The organism is Polaribacter aestuariivivens, assembly GCF_005885675.1.
GTDB classification, from domain to species: domain Bacteria; phylum Bacteroidota; class Bacteroidia; order Flavobacteriales; family Flavobacteriaceae; genus Polaribacter; species Polaribacter aestuariivivens.
In genome coordinates, this window is record NZ_VANR01000002.1 from 380,862 (window position 1) to 403,759 (window position 22,898).

At 27.2% G+C, this 22,898-nt stretch carries 22 protein-coding genes; 13 read left to right on the forward strand and 9 right to left on the reverse strand.

All coding sequences use genetic code 11. The annotated features are described in order from the left end of the window. The first annotated feature begins 11 nt into the window (after nucleotides 1-11). A complete protein-coding gene (locus FDT66_RS04950; RefSeq protein ID WP_138535045.1) occupies nucleotides 12-470 on the forward strand; it encodes a hypothetical protein in 459 nt (152 codons plus the stop codon). Between the two features lie 195 nt (nucleotides 471-665). On the opposite strand, the gene FDT66_RS04955 is transcribed toward FDT66_RS04950, so the two are convergent. Then, complete coding sequence (locus tag FDT66_RS04955) at nucleotides 666-1,841, reverse strand: THUMP domain-containing class I SAM-dependent RNA methyltransferase (RefSeq protein WP_138535046.1); 1,176 nt, start codon at nucleotides 1,839-1,841, stop codon at nucleotides 666-668. Nucleotides 1,842-1,973: 132 nt separating this feature from the next. On the opposite strand from FDT66_RS04955, the gene FDT66_RS04960 reads away from it, so the two are divergent. The 5 genes from FDT66_RS04960 (at nucleotide 1,974) to FDT66_RS04980 (ending at nucleotide 6,513) form a co-directional block, all read left to right on the forward strand. Beyond that, a complete protein-coding gene (locus FDT66_RS04960; RefSeq protein WP_138535047.1) occupies nucleotides 1,974-2,699 on the forward strand; it encodes a class I SAM-dependent DNA methyltransferase in 726 nt (241 codons plus the stop codon). Continuing rightward, on the forward strand, nucleotides 2,699-3,376 hold the full coding sequence (locus FDT66_RS04965) for a ZIP family metal transporter (protein WP_138535048.1): 678 nt from the start codon (nucleotides 2,699-2,701) through the stop codon (nucleotides 3,374-3,376). The genes FDT66_RS04960 and FDT66_RS04965 overlap by 1 nt, the downstream gene beginning before the upstream one ends. A gap of 95 nt (nucleotides 3,377-3,471) precedes the next feature. After that, the gene (locus tag FDT66_RS04970) at nucleotides 3,472-4,092 is read left to right on the forward strand and encodes a hypothetical protein (RefSeq protein ID WP_138535049.1); all 621 of its coding nucleotides are present in this window, start codon (nucleotides 3,472-3,474) and stop codon (nucleotides 4,090-4,092) included. A 52-nt stretch (nucleotides 4,093-4,144) separates the two neighbouring features. After that, complete coding sequence (locus tag FDT66_RS04975; RefSeq protein WP_171032317.1) at nucleotides 4,145-5,806, forward strand: tetratricopeptide repeat-containing sensor histidine kinase; 1,662 nt, start codon at nucleotides 4,145-4,147, stop codon at nucleotides 5,804-5,806. A gap of 65 nt (nucleotides 5,807-5,871) precedes the next feature. Beyond that, complete coding sequence (locus FDT66_RS04980; protein ID WP_171032318.1) at nucleotides 5,872-6,513, forward strand: response regulator; 642 nt, start codon at nucleotides 5,872-5,874, stop codon at nucleotides 6,511-6,513. On the opposite strand, the gene FDT66_RS04985 is transcribed toward FDT66_RS04980, so the two are convergent. Beyond that, complete coding sequence (locus FDT66_RS04985) at nucleotides 6,510-8,690, reverse strand: ATP-dependent DNA helicase RecQ (RefSeq protein ID WP_138535051.1); 2,181 nt, start codon at nucleotides 8,688-8,690, stop codon at nucleotides 6,510-6,512. The two genes, FDT66_RS04980 and FDT66_RS04985, sit on opposite strands and share 4 nt — an antisense overlap. 146 nt (nucleotides 8,691-8,836) lie before the next feature. Between FDT66_RS04985 and FDT66_RS04990 the strand changes: the two genes are divergently transcribed. From FDT66_RS04990 to lptB, 4 genes are all read left to right on the forward strand, one after another. Beyond that, the gene (locus FDT66_RS04990) at nucleotides 8,837-9,805 is read left to right on the forward strand and encodes a KpsF/GutQ family sugar-phosphate isomerase (protein WP_138535052.1); all 969 of its coding nucleotides are present in this window, start codon (nucleotides 8,837-8,839) and stop codon (nucleotides 9,803-9,805) included. Further along, on the forward strand, nucleotides 9,805-10,632 hold the full coding sequence (gene tatC / locus FDT66_RS04995) for a twin-arginine translocase subunit TatC (RefSeq protein WP_138535053.1): 828 nt from the start codon (nucleotides 9,805-9,807) through the stop codon (nucleotides 10,630-10,632). Before FDT66_RS04990 ends, tatC begins: the two co-directional genes overlap by 1 nt. Next, nucleotides 10,607-10,948 (forward strand): carboxymuconolactone decarboxylase family protein, encoded by a 342-nt coding sequence (locus FDT66_RS05000; protein ID WP_138535054.1) that lies wholly within the window; start codon nucleotides 10,607-10,609, stop codon nucleotides 10,946-10,948. Before tatC ends, FDT66_RS05000 begins: the two co-directional genes overlap by 26 nt. Nucleotides 10,949-11,213: 265 nt before the next feature. Further along, nucleotides 11,214-11,957: an LPS export ABC transporter ATP-binding protein gene (lptB, locus tag FDT66_RS05005; protein ID WP_088353357.1), complete on the forward strand. Its 744-nt coding sequence runs from the start codon at nucleotides 11,214-11,216 to the stop codon at nucleotides 11,955-11,957. A 49-nt stretch (nucleotides 11,958-12,006) separates the two neighbouring features. Here the strand turns inward: lptB and FDT66_RS05010 are convergent, their stop codons facing one another. Then, nucleotides 12,007-12,378 carry a VOC family protein gene (locus FDT66_RS05010; protein WP_138535055.1) on the reverse strand — a complete coding sequence of 124 codons (372 nt, stop codon included), beginning with the start codon at nucleotides 12,376-12,378 and terminating at the stop codon, nucleotides 12,007-12,009. After that, nucleotides 12,356-13,105 (reverse strand): CDP-alcohol phosphatidyltransferase family protein, encoded by a 750-nt coding sequence (locus FDT66_RS05015; protein WP_138535056.1) that lies wholly within the window; start codon nucleotides 13,103-13,105, stop codon nucleotides 12,356-12,358. The genes FDT66_RS05010 and FDT66_RS05015 overlap by 23 nt, the downstream gene beginning before the upstream one ends. Nucleotides 13,106-13,212: 107 nt before the next feature. Between FDT66_RS05015 and FDT66_RS05020 the strand changes: the two genes are divergently transcribed. The 3 genes from FDT66_RS05020 to FDT66_RS05030 all read left to right on the forward strand — a co-directional run bounded on the left by FDT66_RS05020 (nucleotide 13,213) and on the right by FDT66_RS05030 (nucleotide 16,529). Continuing rightward, complete coding sequence (locus FDT66_RS05020) at nucleotides 13,213-14,196, forward strand: YheT family hydrolase (RefSeq protein ID WP_138535057.1); 984 nt, start codon at nucleotides 13,213-13,215, stop codon at nucleotides 14,194-14,196. Between the two features lie 71 nt (nucleotides 14,197-14,267). Continuing rightward, complete coding sequence (locus FDT66_RS05025) at nucleotides 14,268-15,338, forward strand: putative type IX sorting system protein PorV2 (protein ID WP_171032319.1); 1,071 nt, start codon at nucleotides 14,268-14,270, stop codon at nucleotides 15,336-15,338. Nucleotides 15,339-15,344: 6 nt separating this feature from the next. Continuing rightward, nucleotides 15,345-16,529, forward strand: coding sequence for a lipoprotein N-acyltransferase Lnb domain-containing protein (locus FDT66_RS05030; protein ID WP_138535059.1), 1,185 nt, complete (start codon nucleotides 15,345-15,347; stop codon nucleotides 16,527-16,529). Here the strand turns inward: FDT66_RS05030 and FDT66_RS05035 are convergent. From FDT66_RS05035 to FDT66_RS05055, 5 genes are all read right to left on the reverse strand, one after another. Continuing rightward, nucleotides 16,509-17,888, reverse strand: a complete 1,380-nt coding sequence (locus tag FDT66_RS05035) for an exopolysaccharide biosynthesis polyprenyl glycosylphosphotransferase (protein WP_138535060.1) — start codon at nucleotides 17,886-17,888, stop codon at nucleotides 16,509-16,511. The genes FDT66_RS05030 and FDT66_RS05035 overlap by 21 nt on opposite strands. 110 nt (nucleotides 17,889-17,998) lie before the next feature. After that, the gene (locus tag FDT66_RS05040; RefSeq protein ID WP_138535061.1) at nucleotides 17,999-19,213 is read right to left on the reverse strand and encodes a glycosyltransferase family 4 protein; all 1,215 of its coding nucleotides are present in this window, start codon (nucleotides 19,211-19,213) and stop codon (nucleotides 17,999-18,001) included. A gap of 5 nt (nucleotides 19,214-19,218) precedes the next feature. Then, complete coding sequence (locus FDT66_RS05045) at nucleotides 19,219-20,529, reverse strand: phenylacetate--CoA ligase family protein (protein WP_138535062.1); 1,311 nt, start codon at nucleotides 20,527-20,529, stop codon at nucleotides 19,219-19,221. A gap of 6 nt (nucleotides 20,530-20,535) precedes the next feature. Beyond that, nucleotides 20,536-21,546, reverse strand: coding sequence for a glycosyltransferase family 4 protein (locus FDT66_RS05050; RefSeq protein ID WP_138535063.1), 1,011 nt, complete (start codon nucleotides 21,544-21,546; stop codon nucleotides 20,536-20,538). Next, nucleotides 21,539-22,885: an O-antigen ligase family protein gene (locus FDT66_RS05055; protein WP_138535064.1), complete on the reverse strand. Its 1,347-nt coding sequence runs from the start codon at nucleotides 22,883-22,885 to the stop codon at nucleotides 21,539-21,541. The genes FDT66_RS05050 and FDT66_RS05055 overlap by 8 nt, the downstream gene beginning before the upstream one ends. Nucleotides 22,886-22,898 lie beyond the last annotated feature (13 nt).

Genomic DNA, 22,898 nt, shown 5'->3' on the forward strand with positions numbered 1-22,898 from the left:
TAATGAAAAAAATGAAATTATTTTACGGAATTTTAATCGGACTTTTAATTTTATCATCTTGCTCAAATGATGATGGTAATGAGATTGCTGGTTTAGCTGATTTTAGTGGTAATTTTAGACTTTCCTATATTTCCAATTCATTAGAGGAAATATGCACGAATAGTTCAAGTAATAATGATGCCACTAACAGTCCAAATGATTTTGAAATTACCTCAAACGGCAGATTCAAACAAAAAGTTTATTCACTAAATTCTAATAATGAATGTGTAGTGAGTGAAATTTTAGAAGGTAAAATTACAATTACAGGATCTTTTTATGAAAGACCAAATGGAAGCGTTGAGTATGACAATTTGGAAAAAACATCTTGGATATCTTTTTCTCTGGCTAACGATGGAAAACACGATTCATTTATTATTGAGGAAAATCAAGATAATCGTTTTGTAACATACTCATATGGTAGGTCCGACTAAATAATTAAATTAGAAACTAATATTAAAACAATTTACAACACCGTACAAAATTAATTGCTTGCTCTTTTTGCTCACTTACGAAAATCCTCGCGGATTTTCTTTGTCTGTAATTATTTACTAAATTAGTTGCTTAAACCAAGCAACTGAAACATACACAAACACGTTAGCGAAACTCAAAAATTATTTTAGAAAAAACTATTCTTCTTCGTCGTTATTTCGTTTTTTAAATTTACGTGTTCCTTCATACAATTCGTATTTTACAAATTTACAATTTAAGTCACCGTTTTTAAGTGCAATTCTTTTTGATGTTCTTAAACCTACAGATTTTAAAGCATCTGTATCTGAAGTAATTAACCAAGCTGTAGAACCTGGGTAATTGTGTTTTAAAGTATCACCAATTTTCTTATAAAATTCGTGCGTATCTATATTTAAACGCTCACCATAAGGTGGATTAAACAAAATAGTAGTGTTACCAAAAACTTCTTTTTTAGAGTTGAAAAAGTTTACATGATGCACACCTATAAATTCATCTAAATTTGCGCTTTCTACATTTGCTTGTGCTTTTTGAACTGCAGATGGTGCTTTGTCAAAACCCATTATTTTAAAATGAGAAGATCTTATTTTTTTCAACAAAGAATCTTGAATTACAAAGTACAATTCCTCATCATAATCTTTCCAGTTTTCAAAAGCAAAAAGTTTCCTGTTGATATTTGCAGGAATATTGTTGGCAATCATTGCTGCTTCAATTAAAATAGTTCCAGAGCCACACATTGGGTCTATAAAGTTTTCATCACCTGTATAACCAGATAATAAAACCATACCAGCTGCCAAAACTTCGTTAATTGGTGCAATATTTGTTGCTGTTCTATAGCCTCTTTTATGCAAAGAATCTCCAGAAGAATCTAAAGAAACAGTTAACCAATCTTTATGAATATGAATGTGAATTTTTAGGTCTGGATAATCTAAATCTACATTAGGTCTTTTACTATATTTATGACGAAAATAATCGGCAATGGCATCTTTAGATTTTAAGGAAATATAATGAGAGTTTGATGTAAAGTTTTTAGAATTTACAACTGCTCCAATTGCAAAAGTACCTGCAGCATCTAAATAATTTTCCCACTTAATTTTTTGAATTGCCTCGTACAAATCTTCTTCATCATAAATTTTACAAGTTTTTATTGGTTTTAAAACTCTAACAGCAGTTCTTAAAGCAATATTTGCTTTGTACATAAAACCTTTGTCGCCACGAAAAGAAACACTTCTTATGCCTTCTTTGATGTCTTGTGCACCTAAATCTTTCAGTTCTTTTGCCAATACACCTTCTAAACCAAAAAGTGTTGTTGCTGTCATTTTAAAATCCTTATCCATAGTTGTAAAAATTGATTGCAAAAGTACGTTTTATTGTTTGAAATTAATAGTTTGTTTTTAGAAGTATGAGTTTGTGAAAAATTCATTTTAAGAATCCTAAGATTTGATTACTTTTACAGACTCAATTGACCTATGGATACTAAAAATTGGTTTGAAGATTGGTTTAACACGCCTTATTATCATACGCTATATAAAGACAGGAACACTTCTGATGCTCAGTTATTTATGAAAAATATAACTGTGTTTTTAGAGTTACCTAAAACTACTCATATTTTAGATTTGCCTTGTGGCAAAGGACGTCATGCTGTATTTTTAAATTCTTTAGGATACAAAGTTACTGGAGGTGATTTGTCTGAAAACAGCATAAAATCGGCTAAAAAGTTTGAAAATGATAGGTTGACTTTTAAAGTACATGACATGAGAAAGCCGTTTAAAAACAAATACAATGCTGTTTTTAATTTGTTTACAAGTTTCGGTTATTTTGAAGATGATGCTGAAGATATTTTAATACTTCAAAACATAAAAAATGGGTTGACAAATCATGGTCTTTTTATTTTTGATTTCTTAAACGCTAATAAAGTAAAAGCTAATTTAGTTGCTAAAGAAACTAAAGTTGTAGATGGTATTACGTTTCATATTAAAAGAGAAATTAAAAACGGATTTATATTAAAACATATTTCTTTTTTTGCTGATGATAAACAGCATTCTTTTACAGAACGTGTAAAGTTTTTAGATTTAGATAAAATGACTTCCTATTTTAATAAAGTTGGGTTTACTATTATGCATATTTTTGGAGATTATAAACTAAATGATTTTGATTCTGAAAATTCTAATCGTTTAATTTTAGTGGCAAAATAATGAGTTATATACTTTTAATTTTATCAGTTTTGTTAGGTGCTGCATTGGTTTTTATTATAAAACCAAGTAACAAAATTGTAAGGTTATTATTAGCCTTTAGTGGAGCTTACCTTTTATCTGTTACCATTTTACATTTGTTACCAGATGTTTACACTATTAATTCTGATGATACTGTAGTTGGAATATTTATTTTGGTAGGAATTATTTTACAATCCGTTTTAGAGTCTTTTTCTAAAGGTGCTGAACATGGGCATATTCATATTCATTCAGATGGAAAAAAATTTCCGACTTTACTTTTTTTAAGTTTGTGTTTACATGCTTTTTCAGAAGGTTTACCAATTCATCATGCAGATGATAATTTATTATGGGCAATTGTTGTACATAAAATACCAATTGCAATTGTTTTAACAACTTTTTTATTGCATACCAATTATTCAAAGAAAACAGTTTTTTTATTTCTATCCTTTTTTGCAATAATGAGTCCTTTAGGGATATTTTTAGGTGATAAAATTTTATTTTTTAATACTTATTCAACAGAAATTACTGCTTTAATTATTGGTGTTTTTCTGCACATATCTACCATTATACTTTTTGAAACTACTGAAAACCATAAGTTTAATTTGCAAAAGTTTATTGCAATTCTTTTAGGGGTTTTACTAACTATTTTTACTTTGTAGTTTTTTGTTTACATTTAATGAGAAAATATACCTATTTATAGGTATATTATTGTTTTGAATATTTAGGATATTTGAATAAATTAATAAAAACCAAAATGATAAGATTTAAACAAGCCGCTTTAGCTGTAACATGCTTAGTATTTTTACTTATTTCATGTAAAAATAATTCCGAAAAAAATAAAAAGGAGATTGAAAAAGAGTTAAAACTAAAAATTAAGAAAGTAGAGCAACCTCAAAAAAAACCTAGAAAATTTTTAACTGGTGAAAGAAAAAAATATGAAAAGGCAAAAAAAGAAAACTTAGATGTTTTAGAGGGTGAAAGTTATTTCAATATAAAAGACGAGTATGTCTTACTAAAAATACCTGTTGCTAATGAAGATTTCAGAATTTATAATGCTTTTAATATACAAATTAACAATAAAAAAGCAATTTTAATTACAATTACAGACAAAACCCCAGTTTCTATCAAGGGTACTTTAGGAAACTTTATTTTAGAAGAAAAAATATTATTTTCAAATTTTATAGGAGAGTCCTTAAAACTTAATAAAAATGATAAACTTGAGGTAATTATAATTAATGACGATTCTATTGCAACTAAAACTATTGAAGAAATTAAATCTTTTATTAAAGATTTTGATTTATATGAAGACAAAATTAAACTAAATAATTTTGAACCCTCAGATAAAGGTGGTGGTGTAATAAATCCCGGTCCGTAATATGCGCTTAAATAAAAACAGCTATTTTAAACTACAAATTATAATTGTATCGATGATTTGTAGTTTTTCTTTTAGCCAAAAAAAAAAAATAGATTCTGCGTACTATTACTTTAAACAAGCAAAAAATTATGATTTTAAAAATAGCCATTTTTTAGCTTATGAAAATTATATTAAATCTTTAAATATTTATAAAGAAATAAACTATATAGATAGCATAGCAAAATGTAATTTAGAACTATTCGAACTTATAGAATCACAATCAAATTTAAATAAAGATGCTAAACCCTATTTAGACGAATATTATAAATACGCATTAAAAAGAAGTGACTCTTTTAAACTTTTAAAAGCCTATAATAGATTTGCTGAATATTATTGGGATAACAACAATATTAGTAAATCTAGAATGTATTATTTTAAAGCTCTTAAGACTGTAGAAAACTCAAAACTAAAGCAATACAAAGCAAATATTTATGCAAATCTTGCATATTTATACACTAAAAAAAAGCCAGATTCAGCTAAAATTTTCTTTGAAAAAACCTTAACTAATGTTAATAAGAATGATAAGAACTTACTTTTCGGTAACTACATAAATTATGCAATTTTTTTTCAGCAACAAAAAAAGTTTAGTAAAGCAATTGCTTTACTAAACAAAGCAAAAGAAATAGAACCAACTGCCTATAAACTAAAATATTACAAAATACTTTATAATAATTTTGCAAAATGTTATAAAGAGATTGGAGACTATAAAAAAGCTTATGAAGCTTATGAAAAATATAATACTTATAGAGATAGTTTAAATAATACAACACAGAACATAGCTATTTCAGATTTAGATAAGAAATATCAAACAGAAAAAAAAGAAAAGCAAATTTTACAATTAGAAAAAGAAAATTTAGAAACCGAAAGCAAAAGAATAAAAAATAGAAACCTCTTAATAGGCTCTCTTCTATTTATATTATTTACAGGAACAATAGGAATACTATCACTTAAAAATTCTAAAAGAAAAAGAAAGCTTTTAGAACAAGATAAAGAGCTCGAAAAACAAAAAAATCTTACACTTTTAAAAGAACAAGAATTAACTACTATAAATGCAATGGTAGATGGTCAAGAGAAAGAACGGAAAAGAATTGCAGAAGATTTGCATGATAATTTAGGTTCTGTTCTAGCCACTTTGAAATTACATTTCGAGAATCTTCAAATGAATAAAGAAAAAAAGAAAATAAATCAAGAAGAGTTATTTAATAAAACAGAAAACTTAATAGATGAGGCCTATTTAAAAGTTAGAAGTATTGCTCACGCTAAAAATGCAGGTGTGATTGCAAACCAAGGTTTGTTATCTGCAATAGAAATGATGGCAGAAAAAATAGCTGTAGCAGATAAAATTAATATTGATGTAATTGATTTTGGGTTGGATAAACCTTTAGAAAATAGTTTAGAAATCACCACTTTTAGAATCATTCAAGAATTAATTACCAATGTTTTAAAACATGCTGAGGCTAAAAATATCACAATAAATATTTCTTTATATGATAATGATTTGCAAATTATTATTGAAGATGATGGAAAAGGTTTTGATGCTAACGCAATTGACTCTAAAAAAGGAATGGGTATTACCTCAATAGAAACAAGAATTTCGCATTTAAATGGAACGTTTGAAATAGATTCTACCTTTGGCAAAGGAACTTCGGTTTTAATTAATATTCCTTTGAAGTAAAATCACTATTTATAGGTATGTTTTGTTGAAGGTTTAGAAGTTATTTTTGAAATAAATAATAGGTTATGATAACAGTTGTAATGGCAGAAGATCATCAAATGTTAATTGATGGTGTAAAATCTTTTTTTGAGTATGATGAAAACATCAATATTATTGGTACTGTAAACAATGGAGAAGATTTGGTTAAATTAGTTACTTTAAAACAACCAAAGTTAATTATTACAGATATTAGAATGCCAAAAATGGATGGAATTGAAGCTGCTAAAATTATAAAAAAACAGTTTCCACACATTCATATTTTAGCAATGACAATGTTTGACCAACCAGATGCTATCAAACAAATGTTAAATGCAGGTGCAAATGGTTATATTTTAAAAAATTCTGGTATAAAAATGCTTTCTAAAGCAATCAGCTCAGTTTCAAATGGTGAAACATTTTTTGATCCTAATGTGGCATTTAATTTTATGAACGGTTATGTAAATGATAATGTAACCATTGGAAAATCTGACAAGGTTTTGTTATCAAACAGAGAAAAAGAAATACTACATTTAATTGCAAACGGAAAAACATCTAAAGAAATAGCAGAAAGTTTGTTTTTAGCTAAAACTACTATTGATACGCATCGTAAAAACATGATTCGAAAACTAGATTTGTCTTCAGGTAGTGAATTGGTTAAATATGCTATTGATAAGAAGTATCAATTTTAATTACCAACTTCATTAATAAATTTAATTCGCATCAAACGTAATTCTTCTTCGTCATAATCACCATCAAATTCGTCTAAAGCTTCTTGAATACTGTCAGATTCTGCCTCCATAAAATATTCGTGAATTTCTTCTTGCTGATCTTCGTCTAATAAATCATCTAAAGCATAATCAATATTTAATTTGGTTCCAGAGTAAATAATTGCCTCCATTTCTTTAATCAAATCAGACATTTCTTTACCTTTTGATTTTGCAATGTCTTCTAACGGTAACTTTCTATCGGTATTTTGAATTATGTATAATTTTAAACCCGAATTAGTTCCTGTACTTTTAACGATTAAATCATCTGGTCTTAAAATATCATTTTCTTCTACGTAAGTATTAATCAATTTTACAAATTCTTTTCCAAATTTTCTTGCTTTACCTTCTCCAACACCATGAACTTTAGATAGTTCATCTAAATTTATTGGATATTTTAAAGCCATATCATCAATAGATGGATCTTGAAAAACTGCAAATGGTGGTACTGACGATTTTAAAGCTACTTTTTTTCTTAAATCTTTTAATAGTTTTACCAAAGTTTCATCAACAGCAACACTTGATTTTGAATTTGTAATTATGGTATTGTCATTTTCTTCAGAATAAGTATGATCTTCTGTCATCATAAAAGAAGTTGGATTGTCTAAAAACTTTTCTCCTTCTTTATCTAATTTTATGACACCATATTGTTCTATTTCTTTTCTAATAAAATTCACCACTAATATTTGACGAATGAGCGCCATCCAATAAGCTGCAGATTTGTCTTTTCCAATACCAAAATAAGGTTGCAAATGTGTTTTATGAGAAGTTAACAATGCATTTTCTTTACCAATAATTGTATTTACAACTTCTTTTGCTTTGTATTTTTGAAGAGTATCTCTAATTACAGATAATAATTTTACTACATCGTCTTTTGCTTCGTGCTTTTTCTTTGGATTTCTAGAATTGTCATCCATATCAGCTCCTTCACCATTCACTTCATCAAATTCTTCACCAAAATAATGCAACAAATATTTACGTCTGTTCATAGAAGTTTCTGCATAACCAACAACTTCTTGTAAAAGTGCGTGCCCAATTTCTTGTTCTGCAACAGGTTTGCTTGCCATAAATTTTTCTAGCTTCTCAATATCTTTATATGAGTAAAAAGCCAAACAATACCCTTCACCATCATCACGTCCTGCTCTACCAGTTTCTTGATAATAACTTTCTAAACTTTTTGGAATGTCATGGTGAATTACATAACGTACATCTGGTTTGTCTATTCCCATACCAAAGGCAATAGTTGCTACCACCACATCACAATCTTCCATTAGAAACATATCTTGATGCTTTACTCTAGTTTTAGCATCTAAACCTGCGTGATATGGTACTGCATTAATTCCGTTTACTTGTAAAATTTGAGCAATTTCTTCTACTTTTTTCCTACTCAAACAATAAATAATTCCAGATTTTCCTATTCGTTGTTTTACAAAGCGAATAATATCTTTTTCTACATCTGACGTTTTTGGTCGAACTTCATAAAACAAATTAGCTCTGTTAAAAGATGCTTTAAACCTGTTTGCATCTGTTATACCTAAAGTTTTTAAAATATCTTCTTGTACTTTTTCTGTTGCAGTTGCCGTTAAGCAAATTACAGGAACATTATCTATTGCTTTAATTATATGTCGTAAATTTCTGTATTCTGGTCTAAAATCATGCCCCCATTCTGAAATACAATGCGCTTCATCAATTGCCACAAAAGAAATTTTTTGTGTACGTAAAAAAGTAACATATTCTTCTTTTATTAAAGATTCTGGTGCAACGTAAAGTAGTTTTGTAATTCCATTAGTAATATCTTCCTTTACTTGAGCAACTTCGCTTTTATTTAATGAAGAATTTAAAACATGTGCAACACCATCGTTTTCAGAAATACCTCTTATAGCATCTACTTGATTTTTCATCAATGCAATTAATGGTGAAACTACAATAGCAGTTCCTTCTTTCATTAACGCTGGTAATTGATAACAAAGAGATTTACCACCACCTGTTGGCATAATAACAAACGTATTCTCATTGTTTACAATACTTTTTATAACCTGTTCTTGTAAACCTTTAAATTTACTAAAACCAAAAAACTTTTTTAAAGGACTATGTAAATCCATGTAATCTAAAAATCTATAATTATTAAAATTAAAACAAAATACAAATGATTATTCTATTTGCTGTGACTAAATTTTATAGTAAATTTGTCTTGTTTTACATATCTTAAAGATATAACTTTTTTTTATTCTGATAAAATACAATATACTTGAAAAATTCGAAATCTATAATTTCTATCGCAAAAGAGACTATTTTAACTGAAAGTAAAGCTATAGCCAATTTAGCAAACTTATTAGATACTCATTTCGAAGACGCTGTTAATTTTATACTAAATTCAAATGGAAGAGTAATTGTAACAGGAATTGGAAAAAGTGCAAACATTGCAACTAAAATAGTAGCTACATTTAACTCTACAGGAACACCCGCAATTTTTATGCACGCTGCAGATGCCATTCATGGCGATTTGGGTAATGTACAAGAAAATGACGTAGTAATTTGTATTTCTAAAAGTGGTAACACACCAGAAATAAAGGTACTTGTTCCATTGATAAAAAATTATGGTAATAAAATAATTGCTATTACAGGAAATATTGAGTCTTTTTTAGGTAAAAATTCTGATTTCCCTTTAAATACATTTGTTGAAAAAGAAGCTTGTCCTAATAATTTAGCACCAACAACTAGTACTACAGCACAGTTAGTTATGGGTGATGCTTTAGCTGTTTGTTTACAAGAATTAAGAGGATTTACAAGTAGAGATTTTGCAAAATACCATCCAGGAGGTGCATTAGGTAAACGTTTGTATTTAAGAGTATCTGACTTAATTAAAAATAATGCAACTCCAAAAGTTGAACAAAATGATTCTGTTGCAAAGGTAATTGTAGAAATTTCTGAAAAACGCTTAGGAGTTACTGCTGTTTTAAATAAAAATGAATTGATTGGAATTATTACAGATGGTGATATTCGTAGAATGTTAACAAAAACAACTGATTTCAGCAATTTTACTGCAAAAGATATTATGGGTTCTAACCCAAAAACAATTCATACAAATGCTATGGCTATTGAAGCTTTAGACAAATTGGAAACTAATAACATTACGCAGATTTTGGTGGTTGATGATAATAATAATTATGTAGGTGTTGTTCACTTACATGACTTAATTAAAGAAGGAATTTTCTAATGGCTACAAAACAAAAAGAAATGTCTTTCTTAGGACATTTAGAAGAATTAAGGTGGCATTTGGTAAGAAGTGCATCTGCCATATTTATAATTGCAATTTTATTATTTATATTTCAAAAAGAAGTTTACGAACATTTTTTATTAGCTCACAGAAAATCTGACTTTATAACTTATCAAATATTTTGTGATTTTTTTCAGTTTTTTGGAATGGATAGTACTTTTTGTAATGTTCAATTTAAAGACAATCTAATCAGTTTAAAACCAACACAACAATTAATGAATGCTATTTGGTCTTCATTAATCTTAGGAATCATTTTATCTTTTCCTTACTTATTATGGGAAATTTGGCGATTTATTTCACCAGGCTTAACAGATAAAGAAATTAAAAGCTCTAAAGGATTTATATTCGTAGCATCATTTCTTTTTTTCTGCGGAATTGCATTTAGCTTTTACGTAATTGCACCAATATCAATACACTTTTTGTACAATTACCAAATTACAGATTTAATTCAAAACAACTTCACTATGGATTCTCATATTGGACTTGTTACCAATATGTTATTAGGTGTTTCAATTCTTTTTGAATTACCTGTTTTGGTTTATTTTTTAACAAAAATTGGTTTAATTACTCCAGAGTTTTTAAAAAAATACAGAAAACATGCGTTAGTAATCGTTTTAATTTTAGCAGCAATTATTACGCCTCCAGATATTGCAAGTCAAGTAATTGTGGCAATTCCAATACTTATTTTATATGAAATAAGTATTAAAGTTTCGAAAATGGTTATAAAAAAACAACAAAAAAATGCACAAAAAAGTCCAAGAGTTTAATGATTACCGTGAAAAAATGAACGGTAAAATTTTAGCGGCTGATAATAAAGTTATTAAAAGAATTTTTAATTTAGATACAAATGCCTTTGCAGCAGGTCATTTACCAGTAAAAACCAAAGAGTTATTAGGTTTAGTAGCGTCAGCAGTTTTAAGATGTGATGATTGTGTAAAATATCATTTAGAGGCTGCAAAGAAAAACGGTGTTTCAACAGAAGAAATGATGGAAACAATGTCTATTGCCAACTTAATTGGTGGTACTATAGTAATACCGCATTTAAGAAAAGCTGTAGAATATTGGGAGGCACTTGAGGAGTAGGTTTTTTAGTTTTCAGTAACAAACAGTTTCAATATTTAAATGAAAAGTCTTAAATCATCAATCATTTAGAAAAGAAATCATTTGTTTTTTTAATGGATGCAAACGAAACTCTTTATTATAATACTTTTAAGAAGCAAGTATAATCGTGTAATTTTAAGCAAGTTTGTGAGCAAATTAAGAAGTAACCTAATTTTATTTTTTACTTTTACTCTATTCGAATGAATACGATTAAACAATTACACATTTTAACAATTACGCGTAAAAAATGATTTTAAGAGCAGATAACATTCAAAAAATTTACGGAAGCAGAAAAGTTGTAAAAGGAATTTCTTTGGAAGTTCAACAAGGTGAAATCATTGGATTATTAGGTCCAAATGGAGCTGGAAAAACAACTTCTTTCTATATGATTGTTGGAATGGTAAAACCAAATGCAGGTCATATTTATTTGAATGATGAAGAAATAACTGAAGATGCCATGTACAAACGTGCACAAAAAGGAATTGGTTATTTGGCTCAAGAAGCATCTGTTTTTAGAAAATTATCTGTAGAAGACAATATTATGTCTGTACTCCAATTTACTGGATTGTCTAAAAAAGAACAAAAAATAAAACTAGAATCTTTAATAGAAGAATTTAATATTGGTCACGTTCGCAAAAACAGAGGAGATTTATTATCTGGAGGAGAAAGACGTAGAACAGAAATTGCGCGTTGTTTGGCTTCTGACCCAAATTTTATTTTGTTAGATGAACCTTTTGCAGGTGTAGACCCTATTGCTGTAGAAGATATACAAAGTATTGTAGCACAATTAAAAAACAAAAATATTGGTATTTTAATTACAGATCATGACGTGCAAGCAACTTTGGCAATTACAGATAAAACCTATTTAATGTACAATGGAGGAATTTTAAAGGAAGGAACTCCAGAAGAATTAGCTGCAGACGAAATGGTTCGTAAAGTTTATTTAGGAAAAGATTTCGAGTTGAAAAAGAGTCGTTTTTTTAATAATTAGAATCGTTATTTGTAAATCTTGAGATTTCTCCACAAAGTAGAAATGAGAACTAATTGAAATTTCCTATATGCCACAAGATTCCTGATGGATCGTGTAGGAAAAACTCATTTCCCCAATCGTTTACCACAATTTCGGACAACCTAACATTCGAATATTTTTTTGTTAGTTCTTTAGATTTTAATATTGATAAATATTCTTCTAAATCCTCTACTTCAAGAAATAACATAGAATTATCTACCCAATCTTTTACATATGCTTTTTGAAGATAAAAACCCAGATTTTCATCAATCTTAAAATAAGACATGTTTTCTGATAAAACGAGTTCAAAGAAACCTAAATCTTGATAAAAATTGCGAGATTCATCGAAATTCTTTGCACCAATAAAACTTCGAACCGATTTAAACTGTGGCTTTTTTTCCATAATTACTAATTATTGATAAAATCACATAAAGTGTTATAATTAAAGGAATTGATAAATATTGAAGGGTAATAATCATCACTAAAGAAATCAATAAAAATAAATACTTTATCACATTATTTTTAAAAGAATACTCTTTGAATTTCAATGAAAATAATGGAATTTCTGCATTCATTAAATACGTTAATAATAATGTTATTGCAATTAAAAAATAGTTGTTATCAATTAAATTTTGAACAAAATCTATACTAGAATATTCCTGAATTAATGGTAAAGAAATTACAAACAAACTCATGGCTGGTGTTGGCAAACCTATAAAAGAATCTGATTGTCTTGTATCAATATTAAATTTTGCCAATCTGTAACATGCACCTAAGGTTAATAATAAACCTAGTAAACAGATATATGTATAAATATCATTTAAAGAAATGGATGTATCTAAATTTAAAGGTTCATAATACACATAAGTGCTTTTATAGATTAGTTTAAACATTATAATTCCAGGAACAACCCCACTTGTAACCATATCTGCTAAAGAATCTAACTGTTTTCCTAATTCTCCAGAAACGTTTAATAAACGTGCAGCAAATCCATCAAAAAAGTCAAAGAAAATACCCAAAACTACTAAAAAACCAGCAGCATTAAAATTACCTTCAACAGCAAAAATAGTTGCAAGAACTCCACAAAAAAGATTACCAAGCGTTAATAAGTTAGGAATGTGTTTTTTCATCTATAATTTTTATTATAAAGCTAAAATAAGAAATCCTATTTTGGTAGTTTTCTAATTTTATGATTTTTTATGTACATTTAAAAAATCAACAGCCAAAAACTACTGTAATGCCAATATTAAATTCGGACTTCTCTCCTACTTTACCTTTTAAAAACGGTCATTTTAATACCATGTACAGACCACTTTTTATGAAAGATACGTGTGATTATAAACGTCAAAGAATTACAACTTGGGATGCTGATTTTATTGATTTAGATTTTTCATTGGTTGGCTCAAAAACATTGGCAGTTTTAATTCATGGTCTAGAAGGAAGCTCAGAGTCTAAATATATGGCTTCAAACTCCAACTACCTAAATTCTAAAGGAATAGACACTGTTTGTTTTAATTTAAGAGGTTGTAGTGGAGAAGACAATTTACTTTTAGCCACCTATCACAGTGGTAAAACAGAAGATGTAAAATTTGTAATTGAGTTTTTGTTGAAGAATTACAATTATGAAAACATCGTACTAGTAGGTTTTAGTTTAGGTGGAAATTTAACATTGAAATATTTAGGAGAAAACAATCAAAATCTGCCTTCAGAAATTAAGGGAGGAATTGCTACTTCTGTTCCAATAGATATTGCTTCTGCAGAAATTGAAATGGAAAAATTGAAAAATAAATTATACATGGAATTATTTTTTAAAACCATGAAAAACAAACTGTTAGAAAAATCACATAAATTTCCAGATTATAAATTAGATAAAGACAAGTTGTTTAAAGCCACAAAATTTAAACATTTAGAATACTTATACACAGTTCCTGTTTTTGGGTTTGAAAGTCCTGAAGATTATTGGAAAAAAGCAAGTTCTAAGCCATATTTATCTAAAATTGATAGACCTACTTTATTAATAAATGCTACTGATGACACCTTTTTATCAGCAGATTGTTACCCAAGAAAAGAAGCGTTAAAAAACGATAATTTTTATTTAGAAATACCAAAATTTGGAGGTCATGTTGGCTTTATGACTTCATTTAAACCACAAGAAAACACTTGGTTAGAACAAAGAATTGCAAGATTTATAGAGGAAAATATCCAGATCTCACTTTCTTAAACAATAACTTTGCAAAAGAACTGTTATTTTAATAGTATTTTCAGATATTTGTTTGCATAAAAATAGTCCTTTTGAAAAATAGATTTTTACTCTTTTTTTTATTAATAACATCACTTTTAAACGCACAAGCTTTTAGAAATTATTCCAACGAATTTTTAACTATTGGTGTAGATGCTGGTGCTTTAGGCATGAGTAAATCTGTAGTTGCAACCACAAATAATGTAAATGCAATTTACTGGAATCCTGCTGGTTTGGTTGGTATTGAAGACTATCAAGGCTCTTTAATGCATGCTTCATATTTTGCAGGAATCGCAAATTACAATCATGCAGCTTTTGCAATGCCAATTGATAAACAAAGTACTTTTGGTATGTCTATCATTCGTTTTGGTGTTGATGATATTTTAAATACAACAGAGTTAATAGATAGCGAAGGAAATATAGATTATAACAGAATTAGCCTATTTTCTGCTGCAGATTATGCTTTTAATCTTGCTTATGCTCGGAATTTAATTTTTAAAGATTTAAAATTTGGTGTAAATGCAAAAATTGTTCGAAGAACGATTGGTAAATTTGCTTCTTCATGGGGATTTGGTTTCGATGCTGGAATTCAATTTGACAGGAATAATTGGAATTTTGGAGTTATGGTTAGAGATATTACTACAACTTTTAATAGTTGGGCAATTAATGAAGAAGAATATAACAAAATCAAAGATGCCATTCCTGGTGAAAATCAAGAATTACCACAAACCACAGAAATTACAAAACCTAAATTACAAGTTGGCGTAGCTCGAGAGTTTAGAATTGGACGTTTTTTTAATTTACTATCAGAAATTGATTTAAATGTTCGTTTTGCGAGAACTAATGATATTTTTTCATCTGAAGTAGCAAGTATAGATCCTGCAATAGGTTTTCAATTAGATTATGATAGAATTGTTTATTTGCGAGCTGGAGTTGGAAACTTTCAGTACATAACTCAATTCGATAATTCCAAATCACTATCCTTGCAACCTAATTTTGGGGTTGGTTTTAATTACAGAGGTATTCAAGTAGATTATGCACTTACCAATATAGGAAGTGTTGGAAACGCTCTGTACTCTAATATTTTTTCAATTACTTTTGATTATAATTTTTTAAGACCTTAATTTTTTATGAATAAAAAATTACTGCTACTTTTTTTATTTTTTGCTACTTGTTACAATATTCAGTCTCAAGTAAAACTTTCTGTATATTCTGAAATTTCTATTGTTACTGCTGGACCTGGAAATGAATTATATGAAAAATTCGGACATTCTGCCATAAGAATTAAAGACCCTGTTTTAAATTTAGATATTATTTACAATTACGGAATTTTTGATTTTGATGCACCTAACTTTTATACAAATTTCGCTCAAGGAAAAATGTATTATTTATTGGCTAGGTATGACTTTAAGTATTTTTTAGCAAGTTATAAAAAAGATAAAAGATGGTTAAAACAACAAGTTTTAAATTTAAACATTGATGAAAAAAGAGATTTTTTTAATTATTTAGAAAACAATGCAAAACCAGCAAATGCTACATATTTGTACGATCCTTTTTTTAATAATTGCTCCACAAAGCTAAAAGATATCACAAAAAGTATATTAAAAAATAAAGTAGTTTTTGATGTTTCGAATATAGAAAACGGTAAAACACTACGAGAATTAATGAACCAAGAAATTTACTGGAACACTTGGGGAAATTTTGGTATAAACTTAATAGCTGGTACCATTTTAGATTTTGAAAGAAATCAATTAGAATATACTTATTTGCCTGATTATTTGCATAAAGTTTTTGAAAATGGAAAAACAACAAGAAATAATGGGCATGTAAATTTGGTAGTAAGAGAAGATGTTTTACTGAATTTTGAAGAGAAAGCTATTTCAAATTCAACAATTTTTAGTCCTTTAAATGTTTTTATTTTATTGTTATTTATAGTGATTTTTATCACTTTCAAAGATTTTAAAAATAGAAAAAGAACAAAATCGTTAGATTTTCTAATATTTTTCATTACAGGTTTTGTAGGATTAATACTTACCTATTTATGGTTCTTTTCATCTCACAAAACTGCACCCAATAACTTTAATATTTTGTGGGCTTTCTTACCAAACATTTTCGTTGCATTTTTGCTATTAAAAAACAAAGCAAAAATTTGGATCCGAACATATATTTTAGCTCTTTTACTTTTTCTTGTAGTAATTCTAATATTATGGGTTTTAAAAGTACAGATTTTTCCAATTGCAATAATTCCTTTATTGATGTTGCTTTTTGTTAGGTATTGCTATTTATACTATAGTTTATTGCCCTCTATAAAATAAAACAGTAGTTATTGTTTTAATTAAAATTTTAAAGTCCAAGAAAGCATTTCTTTCTTTGATATAATACAAATCGTACCTAAGTTTTGTTTCTTGCTCCTCAATAGTGTTTGCATAAGGGTAATTTACTTGAGCCCAACCTGTTAAACCTGGTCTTACAACATGACGGATTGCATAAAAGGGTATTTTCTCTTCTAAATCTTTTACAAATTCTGGTCTTTCTGGTCTTGGACCAATAATGCTCATTTCTCCTTTAAGAATATTAAAAAATTGTGGTACTTCATCTAAACGAGTATGTCTTAAAAACTTACCAAAAGAAGTTATTCGTATATCATTTTTTTGTGCCCAAACTGCGCCATCTTTTTCAGCATTTTTCACCATAGAGCGAAGTTTGAAAATTTTAAAATGATTGCCATTTTGCCCTACTCTAGTTTGTGTATAAAAAATGCTGCCTCTATTGCCAATTAAATTACCAATGATAATAATTGGAGAGATACATATAAAAACTAAAATACCAACTATTGATACTAAAATATCAACCACCCTTAAACCAAACAAATAAAATCTGTTTGTATTATTTTTACTAAAATTTAAGTATTCATAAAAATTTGTAGCTAAATAACCTTTTGGTATTCTTGAGTTAACTTCTTCATAAAAACTAGCAAAACCAACTATGTTAATTCCTTTTTTAAATAATAAAATGAGCTCTTTGTTTAAATCAGCTATATAATTTTCGGAAAACCCTTCTCTAGAAACAATTAATTCATTAACAGGTAAACCATCTAAACAATCTGAAATTTTAGTAGTTTCAATGTTTTTATAACCTTTGACACCTTCTATTTCTTTATCTGAGTAATATGAAATTAAGTTGTGAAAATTATCATTATAAATGTTACGCACCATTTTTTCTATACGCTCTTTTTTACCAACAAAAACAACGGTTTTAAAGTATTTTGGAGAAAAAATTACAGATATGTAAATAAACCTCCAAACTATTACAGGTATGGTTAAAACCAAGAAAAAATATACGATTTGTAAACGATTATTAGGTAAAACTGGAGAAATGTATGGCGTAAATATGTAAAAAATAACAGTTGCAAATGTGGTTACAACAATACTTCTAACTACTAAATACCTGTTGTTAGAAATGTTTAAATTAAAAAGTTGAAAAATTTCACCAAAAATTAAGTAGTAAGTAAATAATAGTAATATCCATTTTATTAAATTTTCATTATTAAAATTAAAATAACTAAAGTCTAAAAATTGAAAAGAAAAATATAAACTTAATAATATGATAAAAGCATCTATAACTCTTAATAAAAATTTTCTCTCGGACAGATTAAAATATTTTTTTTGGTTCATTTATTTTAATAATATATTCAATGAGAGGGATTTTAATCAAACAAAAATAATATAATTAATTAATTTATTTTTGTGTAAATAAATTTAAATAGTTCTCTTAACTATTTATCTTAAAAAATTTTCTCATATAAATTACTGAGATATAAATAGCTGTGATATTTTTTTACGAAAACGTAACCTTTTTCTCCCATTTCTATTCGTTTTTCTTCTTTCATATCATAAAGTTTTAGAATACCGTTTACAATATCTTTTGGAGATTCTGGAGGTACAATTATACCACAATTAGATAACTCTACTTGATCTTTTATGTATTCTGAAGATTCTAAAATGGGTTTCTTTGCGAGCATATAATCAAAATACTTGTTATAGGAAACTCCATAATGATATAAAGGTGATTTATATCTTCCTAAGTAACAAACATCAAAATAGCTAAGCAAATTTTGAACCTTGGATTTAGAAATTTTATCAATAAAAGTAATATTTGAAGAATTTGTAACGCTTCTTTTTAATTTTTCTTTTAAGTATCCATCTCCAACAATTAAAAAATGAATGTCATCATTAGTCACTAATTTAGAAGCTTCAACAAAAAACTCCATGGCATTTGCTAATCCAATTGTGCCTGCGTAACCAATTATAAATTTATTTTTTGGAATTAAATTTATGGTTTCTTCAGAAATATTATCGTTCGAAATTAAATTAACATCAATACCATTTGGAATATAATGAACCTCTTTATTACTTTTTGTTATAGTATTTATATAATCTTTAGTATTTGGTAATAATGATACAATCTCACCTGCTTTATTATACGCATATTTCTCAAAAAAACTAAGAAATATAATAAATGGATGATACTTAGAATACCCTTTTAAATGCATAGGCGTTAAAGGCCATAAGTCTCTAATTTCAAAAATTAATTTTTTAACTTTAAACTTATATTTGAAAAATACACCGTTTAAAATGGGAAAAATTGGCATTGACGATACTATAACTACATCAGGCTTTGTTAAAATTTTAGTTCCTAAAAAAAATAACTTAAATGTAAAAACGAAGTTACTTATTATTTTCATAAAGCCTGTTCCAGAATATTTTGGGGTTTTAACCCAACAGAAGTCTATACCTTTATCTACACTTTCTACTGTAAACCACTTATTAGAAATTTTGGGTTGTTTTAAAAAAAGATGATTGTAAGAGCCAGAAATAATTATAACTTTATATCCCTTTTTAACCCAGTGCTTACTTAAAAAAAAATGCCTTTCTCCCCAACCAGACTCCAAATTTCCAGCAGTTTGATTCACAATCCAGATTGTTTTTATCTTATTCATTATATTTATAAATATGATTTTATGATCTGAGGTTTTCCAGAGTTTGAAGGAGAAATACTATCAACCTCTTTAAATTTTATTTTAAATGAATTGTCTTGAATAGATGCTTGCAATTTATCTGTAATATTTTGTAGTATGTTTTTATTAAATCCTTCTGCCTTTATATATTCTATGAGAATTCCGTCTAAGTTTTTCTGTATTACTTTAAATTGTTCAATTTCACTTATATATTCAAATATACCTGTAAAAGAATGTACTATTAAGGTTTTTCCATTTTTTGTTTTTATTACATCTGTATTTCTTCCAATAATTTGTTGTAATAATGGATAATTGAATTTTTTATTTTTTGGATATTTTTCTTTAGGTAAAAGAATACCTAAATCGCCTATTTTATATCTAATTAAAGGCATTGCAAAACCGTCTAATCTCGTTACTACAATATTACCCATAACACCATTTGGTACTGGTATATTATTATCGTCTAAAATTTCTACATAGCACTGAGGAGATAAAATATACATATAAGGTAAATCAAACTCTGCTCCTATTAAAAAACCTTCTGCAGAACCGTATGTATCAAAAACTTTACATTTAAATTGTTGTTGTATATTTTTCCTGTAATGATTAAATAATTTGTCACCTAAACTTATTACAGATTTAAACTGTGTATTTAAATTATATTTTTTAGCTGTGTTTGCAAATACATTTAATGAGGATGCATAACCAACCAATATATAATGTTTTTTATTTTTTATATTATTTAAAATTGTAATTATTTGTTCTTCTGAATGTGCGAAAGCACTTACGTAAGTTGTTCTAAATAAATAATCTTTAATTCTTTTTAAAAAACCTCTATTTGGAGATATACCTGTTTGAATTATCGGATTTCCTATTTTATAACCATACCATTCCCACCAATGTATTAAACCTGCTCTAAGGGTTGATAAGTCTTTAGAGTTCATATAAACTGATGAGCTAACTCCAGAGGATCCACTACTTGATATTTTAGTTAAATCGTTATAATTTTCGGTAATTAGTTCTTTTGTATGAGTTTTTAATTTTTCTTTCGTTAAAATGGGGAACTCGTTAAGCCAATTGTAAGGATTATTTCCTACTAAGTTAATATTATTATAAACTTTTGTTTTATTAACAGCATGAGTTAAAATTTTAGATAAATTATTTTTTTGAAGTTCTTCCAGTTCTAAAATACTTGATTTATCAATATTTCTCCACTTAATCAAATCTTTTTTAAAACTAGAGTTATTAAAAAAATCACCTAAAGGAATTATTATGTTTTCTAAAAACTGATTATACATAAAATTCTATTTTAAAATATCTAACCATTTTTCTCTAACAACATCCCAACTAAAGTTTTCAACTTTTTCCCTGGCCTTTGATGATAAATTTGTATTATTCAACTTAATTATGTTAATAATTTCATCTGCCATTTGTTTTGGATTCCCTTTTTCAACTAAAATACCATCTTCGTAATTGTTTATTAAATAAGGCATACCACCAGCATTTGTAGAGACGATTGTTAACCCTAAAGCCATTGCTTCCATAACACTAATTGGAGTATTATCAAAGTTTGTTGTATTTATAAAAACATCATACAATTCTGAAACTTTATGCCATTTATACGATGGAAGTACACCTGTGAATTTTACTGAGTCATTTAAATCATATTCATTTACCATTTTTTTCGTTTCATTAAAAGAATTATCAATTTCTGGTCCAACCATACATAATTTTGCCGATGGAAACTCTTTTTTAATTAAAAATAAAACTTCTATTGCTAAAGTAGGATTATACAACTCTTTAAAAGACCTTACCCATAATAAATTTGGTTTTATTTGTTCTCTTTTTTTAAATATATACTTTTCTATTTCTAAAGTATTAGGAATATATATTGCATCATAACCTCTTTTTTCAAATTCACTTTTTAAGTAATTTGAAGGCGCTACATTTTTATATGAATTACTAAAGATTAATTTTGATGTTTTTGAGGATTTATCTAATCTAAAAGGTAAATTGCCTCCATGTAATATAGGTAAATATTTAATCTTATAGAATCTACATAACTGAGAAATTATAAATGCAAAATAAAAATTTTTTGTACTAAAAGTATCAATTAAAACGTAGTTTAATTTTTTTTTTTGCATCAATAAAGTAAAAATCATGTCTAATAATCTAAGAACCTTATTCTTTTTATTTGATGATAGTATTAAAGTATATTTTTCTTTGATTAATAATGAACTTAATGTTTCTAAAGTAGTTTTATAATTTGATTGTTTACTTAAGTTATTTCCTATATATAAAATAGTTCTACTCATTTTCTATATCGGTATTGTAATCATTATCTTTAATTTTTATTAAACTTAAAGCATAAATTAGTCCTGGAAATGCAATTCTCATAGCGGAATGATTAACTGTTAAAAACCAAAATAAATAAAAAGAAATAATAAATGCTCTTTGTAAATTATCAAAAAAAATAAAATTTATCATTGGAATAAACATAAGACCTATAAGAATTATAAAACCTATTATACCATGTTCTTCAACCAGTCTTCCAACTTCATTATGAGAAGCAGCTGTTACGTGTTCTTGGCTCAATTGTCTTTTAAACTTTCCATTCCCTACTCCAATACCTAATGGAGAAACAAAAAAGCTCTTAAATTGCTCTTCTATAATATCTAGTCTTCCAGAAGTTATGTCTTTTTTTTCAACACCTTTGGCATTTTTACCTGCATACCTATTCTCTAACATACCTCCTGTAATATTAGAAGTATAAACCCAAATAACAAAAAGAAATAAACCTCCCATTAAAAAGTAATTAAAGAACACTTTTAGTGAGCCGTTTTTGTGTAAAAAAAAGAAAAAAGAAAAGAATATAATAGCAGCAAATCCTGTAATGATACCACCTCTTGAAAATGTAAGTAAACCTCTATAAATAAAATATGCTAAAAAAAGAATATCTAAAATTAAAAATCCGGTAAATTTTACTTTTAATAGTATAAATACAACAATTATAAATATACCTGCTCCAATTGCGGTAGCAACTTGATTTGGGCCAAAACCTCCTGATGTTTGAAAATTTGCTCCTCCACCAAAAACAATTTCTCTGATATCTGGAGTTCTAAAGTAAAGAAAAGTTACCATTGAGAAAATTGGTAAAATCATAAAATACAGAGCACTTAAAACTTGTTCTTTTTGAATTGGTCTTTTATAAAAATATAATGCGGCTATTCCTAAAACAACAGGTCCACTTAAATTAAATACTATTGCATTTCTTATAGATTCTCCTTCTGGAACTTGAGTAAAAACAATTCCCAAAGAAAGTAATAGTAAATAAAATAAGTACTGAATTGCAAATTTTTGTTTGAACTTCCCTAAAAAAATACCTAAAAAAAGTAAAAGAATAACACTATATTTTCCAGTTTCGTAAAAAACGAAACCTTTTATCATTCGAATAAAAACCTCTGCTCCAGCAACATACATTGCTAGTAAAAAAGCTTCTTCATTTCTATTTTTAGTTTTTACAACCAAAAAAACACAAAATGCAATTACCCCTAGTCCAAATGGTTTTGGAAACCAGGGTAACGTTGCTAAATATCCTATTACTATATGAATACCTATAAATAATAATTTGTTATCTATAATTTTATTAATCAAAATATAAATTAGT

Coding starts and splice junctions, on each gene's coding strand:
- FDT66_RS04950 (WP_138535045.1), top strand. CDS start 12: ATGAAATTATTTTACGGAATTTTAATCGGACTTTTAATTTTATCATCT.
- FDT66_RS04955 (WP_138535046.1), bottom strand. CDS start 1,841: ATGGATAAGGATTTTAAAATGACAGCAACAACACTTTTTGGTTTAGAA.
- FDT66_RS04960 (WP_138535047.1), top strand. CDS start 1,974: ATGGATACTAAAAATTGGTTTGAAGATTGGTTTAACACGCCTTATTAT.
- FDT66_RS04965 (WP_138535048.1), top strand. CDS start 2,699: ATGAGTTATATACTTTTAATTTTATCAGTTTTGTTAGGTGCTGCATTG.
- FDT66_RS04970 (WP_138535049.1), top strand. CDS start 3,472: ATGATAAGATTTAAACAAGCCGCTTTAGCTGTAACATGCTTAGTATTT.
- FDT66_RS04975 (WP_171032317.1), top strand. CDS start 4,145: ATGATTTGTAGTTTTTCTTTTAGCCAAAAAAAAAAAATAGATTCTGCG.
- FDT66_RS04980 (WP_171032318.1), top strand. CDS start 5,872: ATGATAACAGTTGTAATGGCAGAAGATCATCAAATGTTAATTGATGGT.
- FDT66_RS04985 (WP_138535051.1), bottom strand. CDS start 8,690: ATGGATTTACATAGTCCTTTAAAAAAGTTTTTTGGTTTTAGTAAATTT.
- tatC (WP_138535053.1), top strand. CDS start 9,805: ATGGCTACAAAACAAAAAGAAATGTCTTTCTTAGGACATTTAGAAGAA.
- FDT66_RS05000 (WP_138535054.1), top strand. CDS start 10,607: ATGCACAAAAAAGTCCAAGAGTTTAATGATTACCGTGAAAAAATGAAC.
- lptB (WP_088353357.1), top strand. CDS start 11,214: ATGATTTTAAGAGCAGATAACATTCAAAAAATTTACGGAAGCAGAAAA.
- FDT66_RS05010 (WP_138535055.1), bottom strand. CDS start 12,378: ATGGAAAAAAAGCCACAGTTTAAATCGGTTCGAAGTTTTATTGGTGCA.
- FDT66_RS05015 (WP_138535056.1), bottom strand. CDS start 13,105: ATGAAAAAACACATTCCTAACTTATTAACGCTTGGTAATCTTTTTTGT.
- FDT66_RS05020 (WP_138535057.1), top strand. CDS start 13,213: ATGCCAATATTAAATTCGGACTTCTCTCCTACTTTACCTTTTAAAAAC.
- FDT66_RS05030 (WP_138535059.1), top strand. CDS start 15,345: ATGAATAAAAAATTACTGCTACTTTTTTTATTTTTTGCTACTTGTTAC.
- FDT66_RS05035 (WP_138535060.1), bottom strand. CDS start 17,888: ATGAACCAAAAAAAATATTTTAATCTGTCCGAGAGAAAATTTTTATTA.
- FDT66_RS05040 (WP_138535061.1), bottom strand. CDS start 19,213: ATGAATAAGATAAAAACAATCTGGATTGTGAATCAAACTGCTGGAAAT.
- FDT66_RS05045 (WP_138535062.1), bottom strand. CDS start 20,529: ATGTATAATCAGTTTTTAGAAAACATAATAATTCCTTTAGGTGATTTT.
- FDT66_RS05050 (WP_138535063.1), bottom strand. CDS start 21,546: ATGAGTAGAACTATTTTATATATAGGAAATAACTTAAGTAAACAATCA.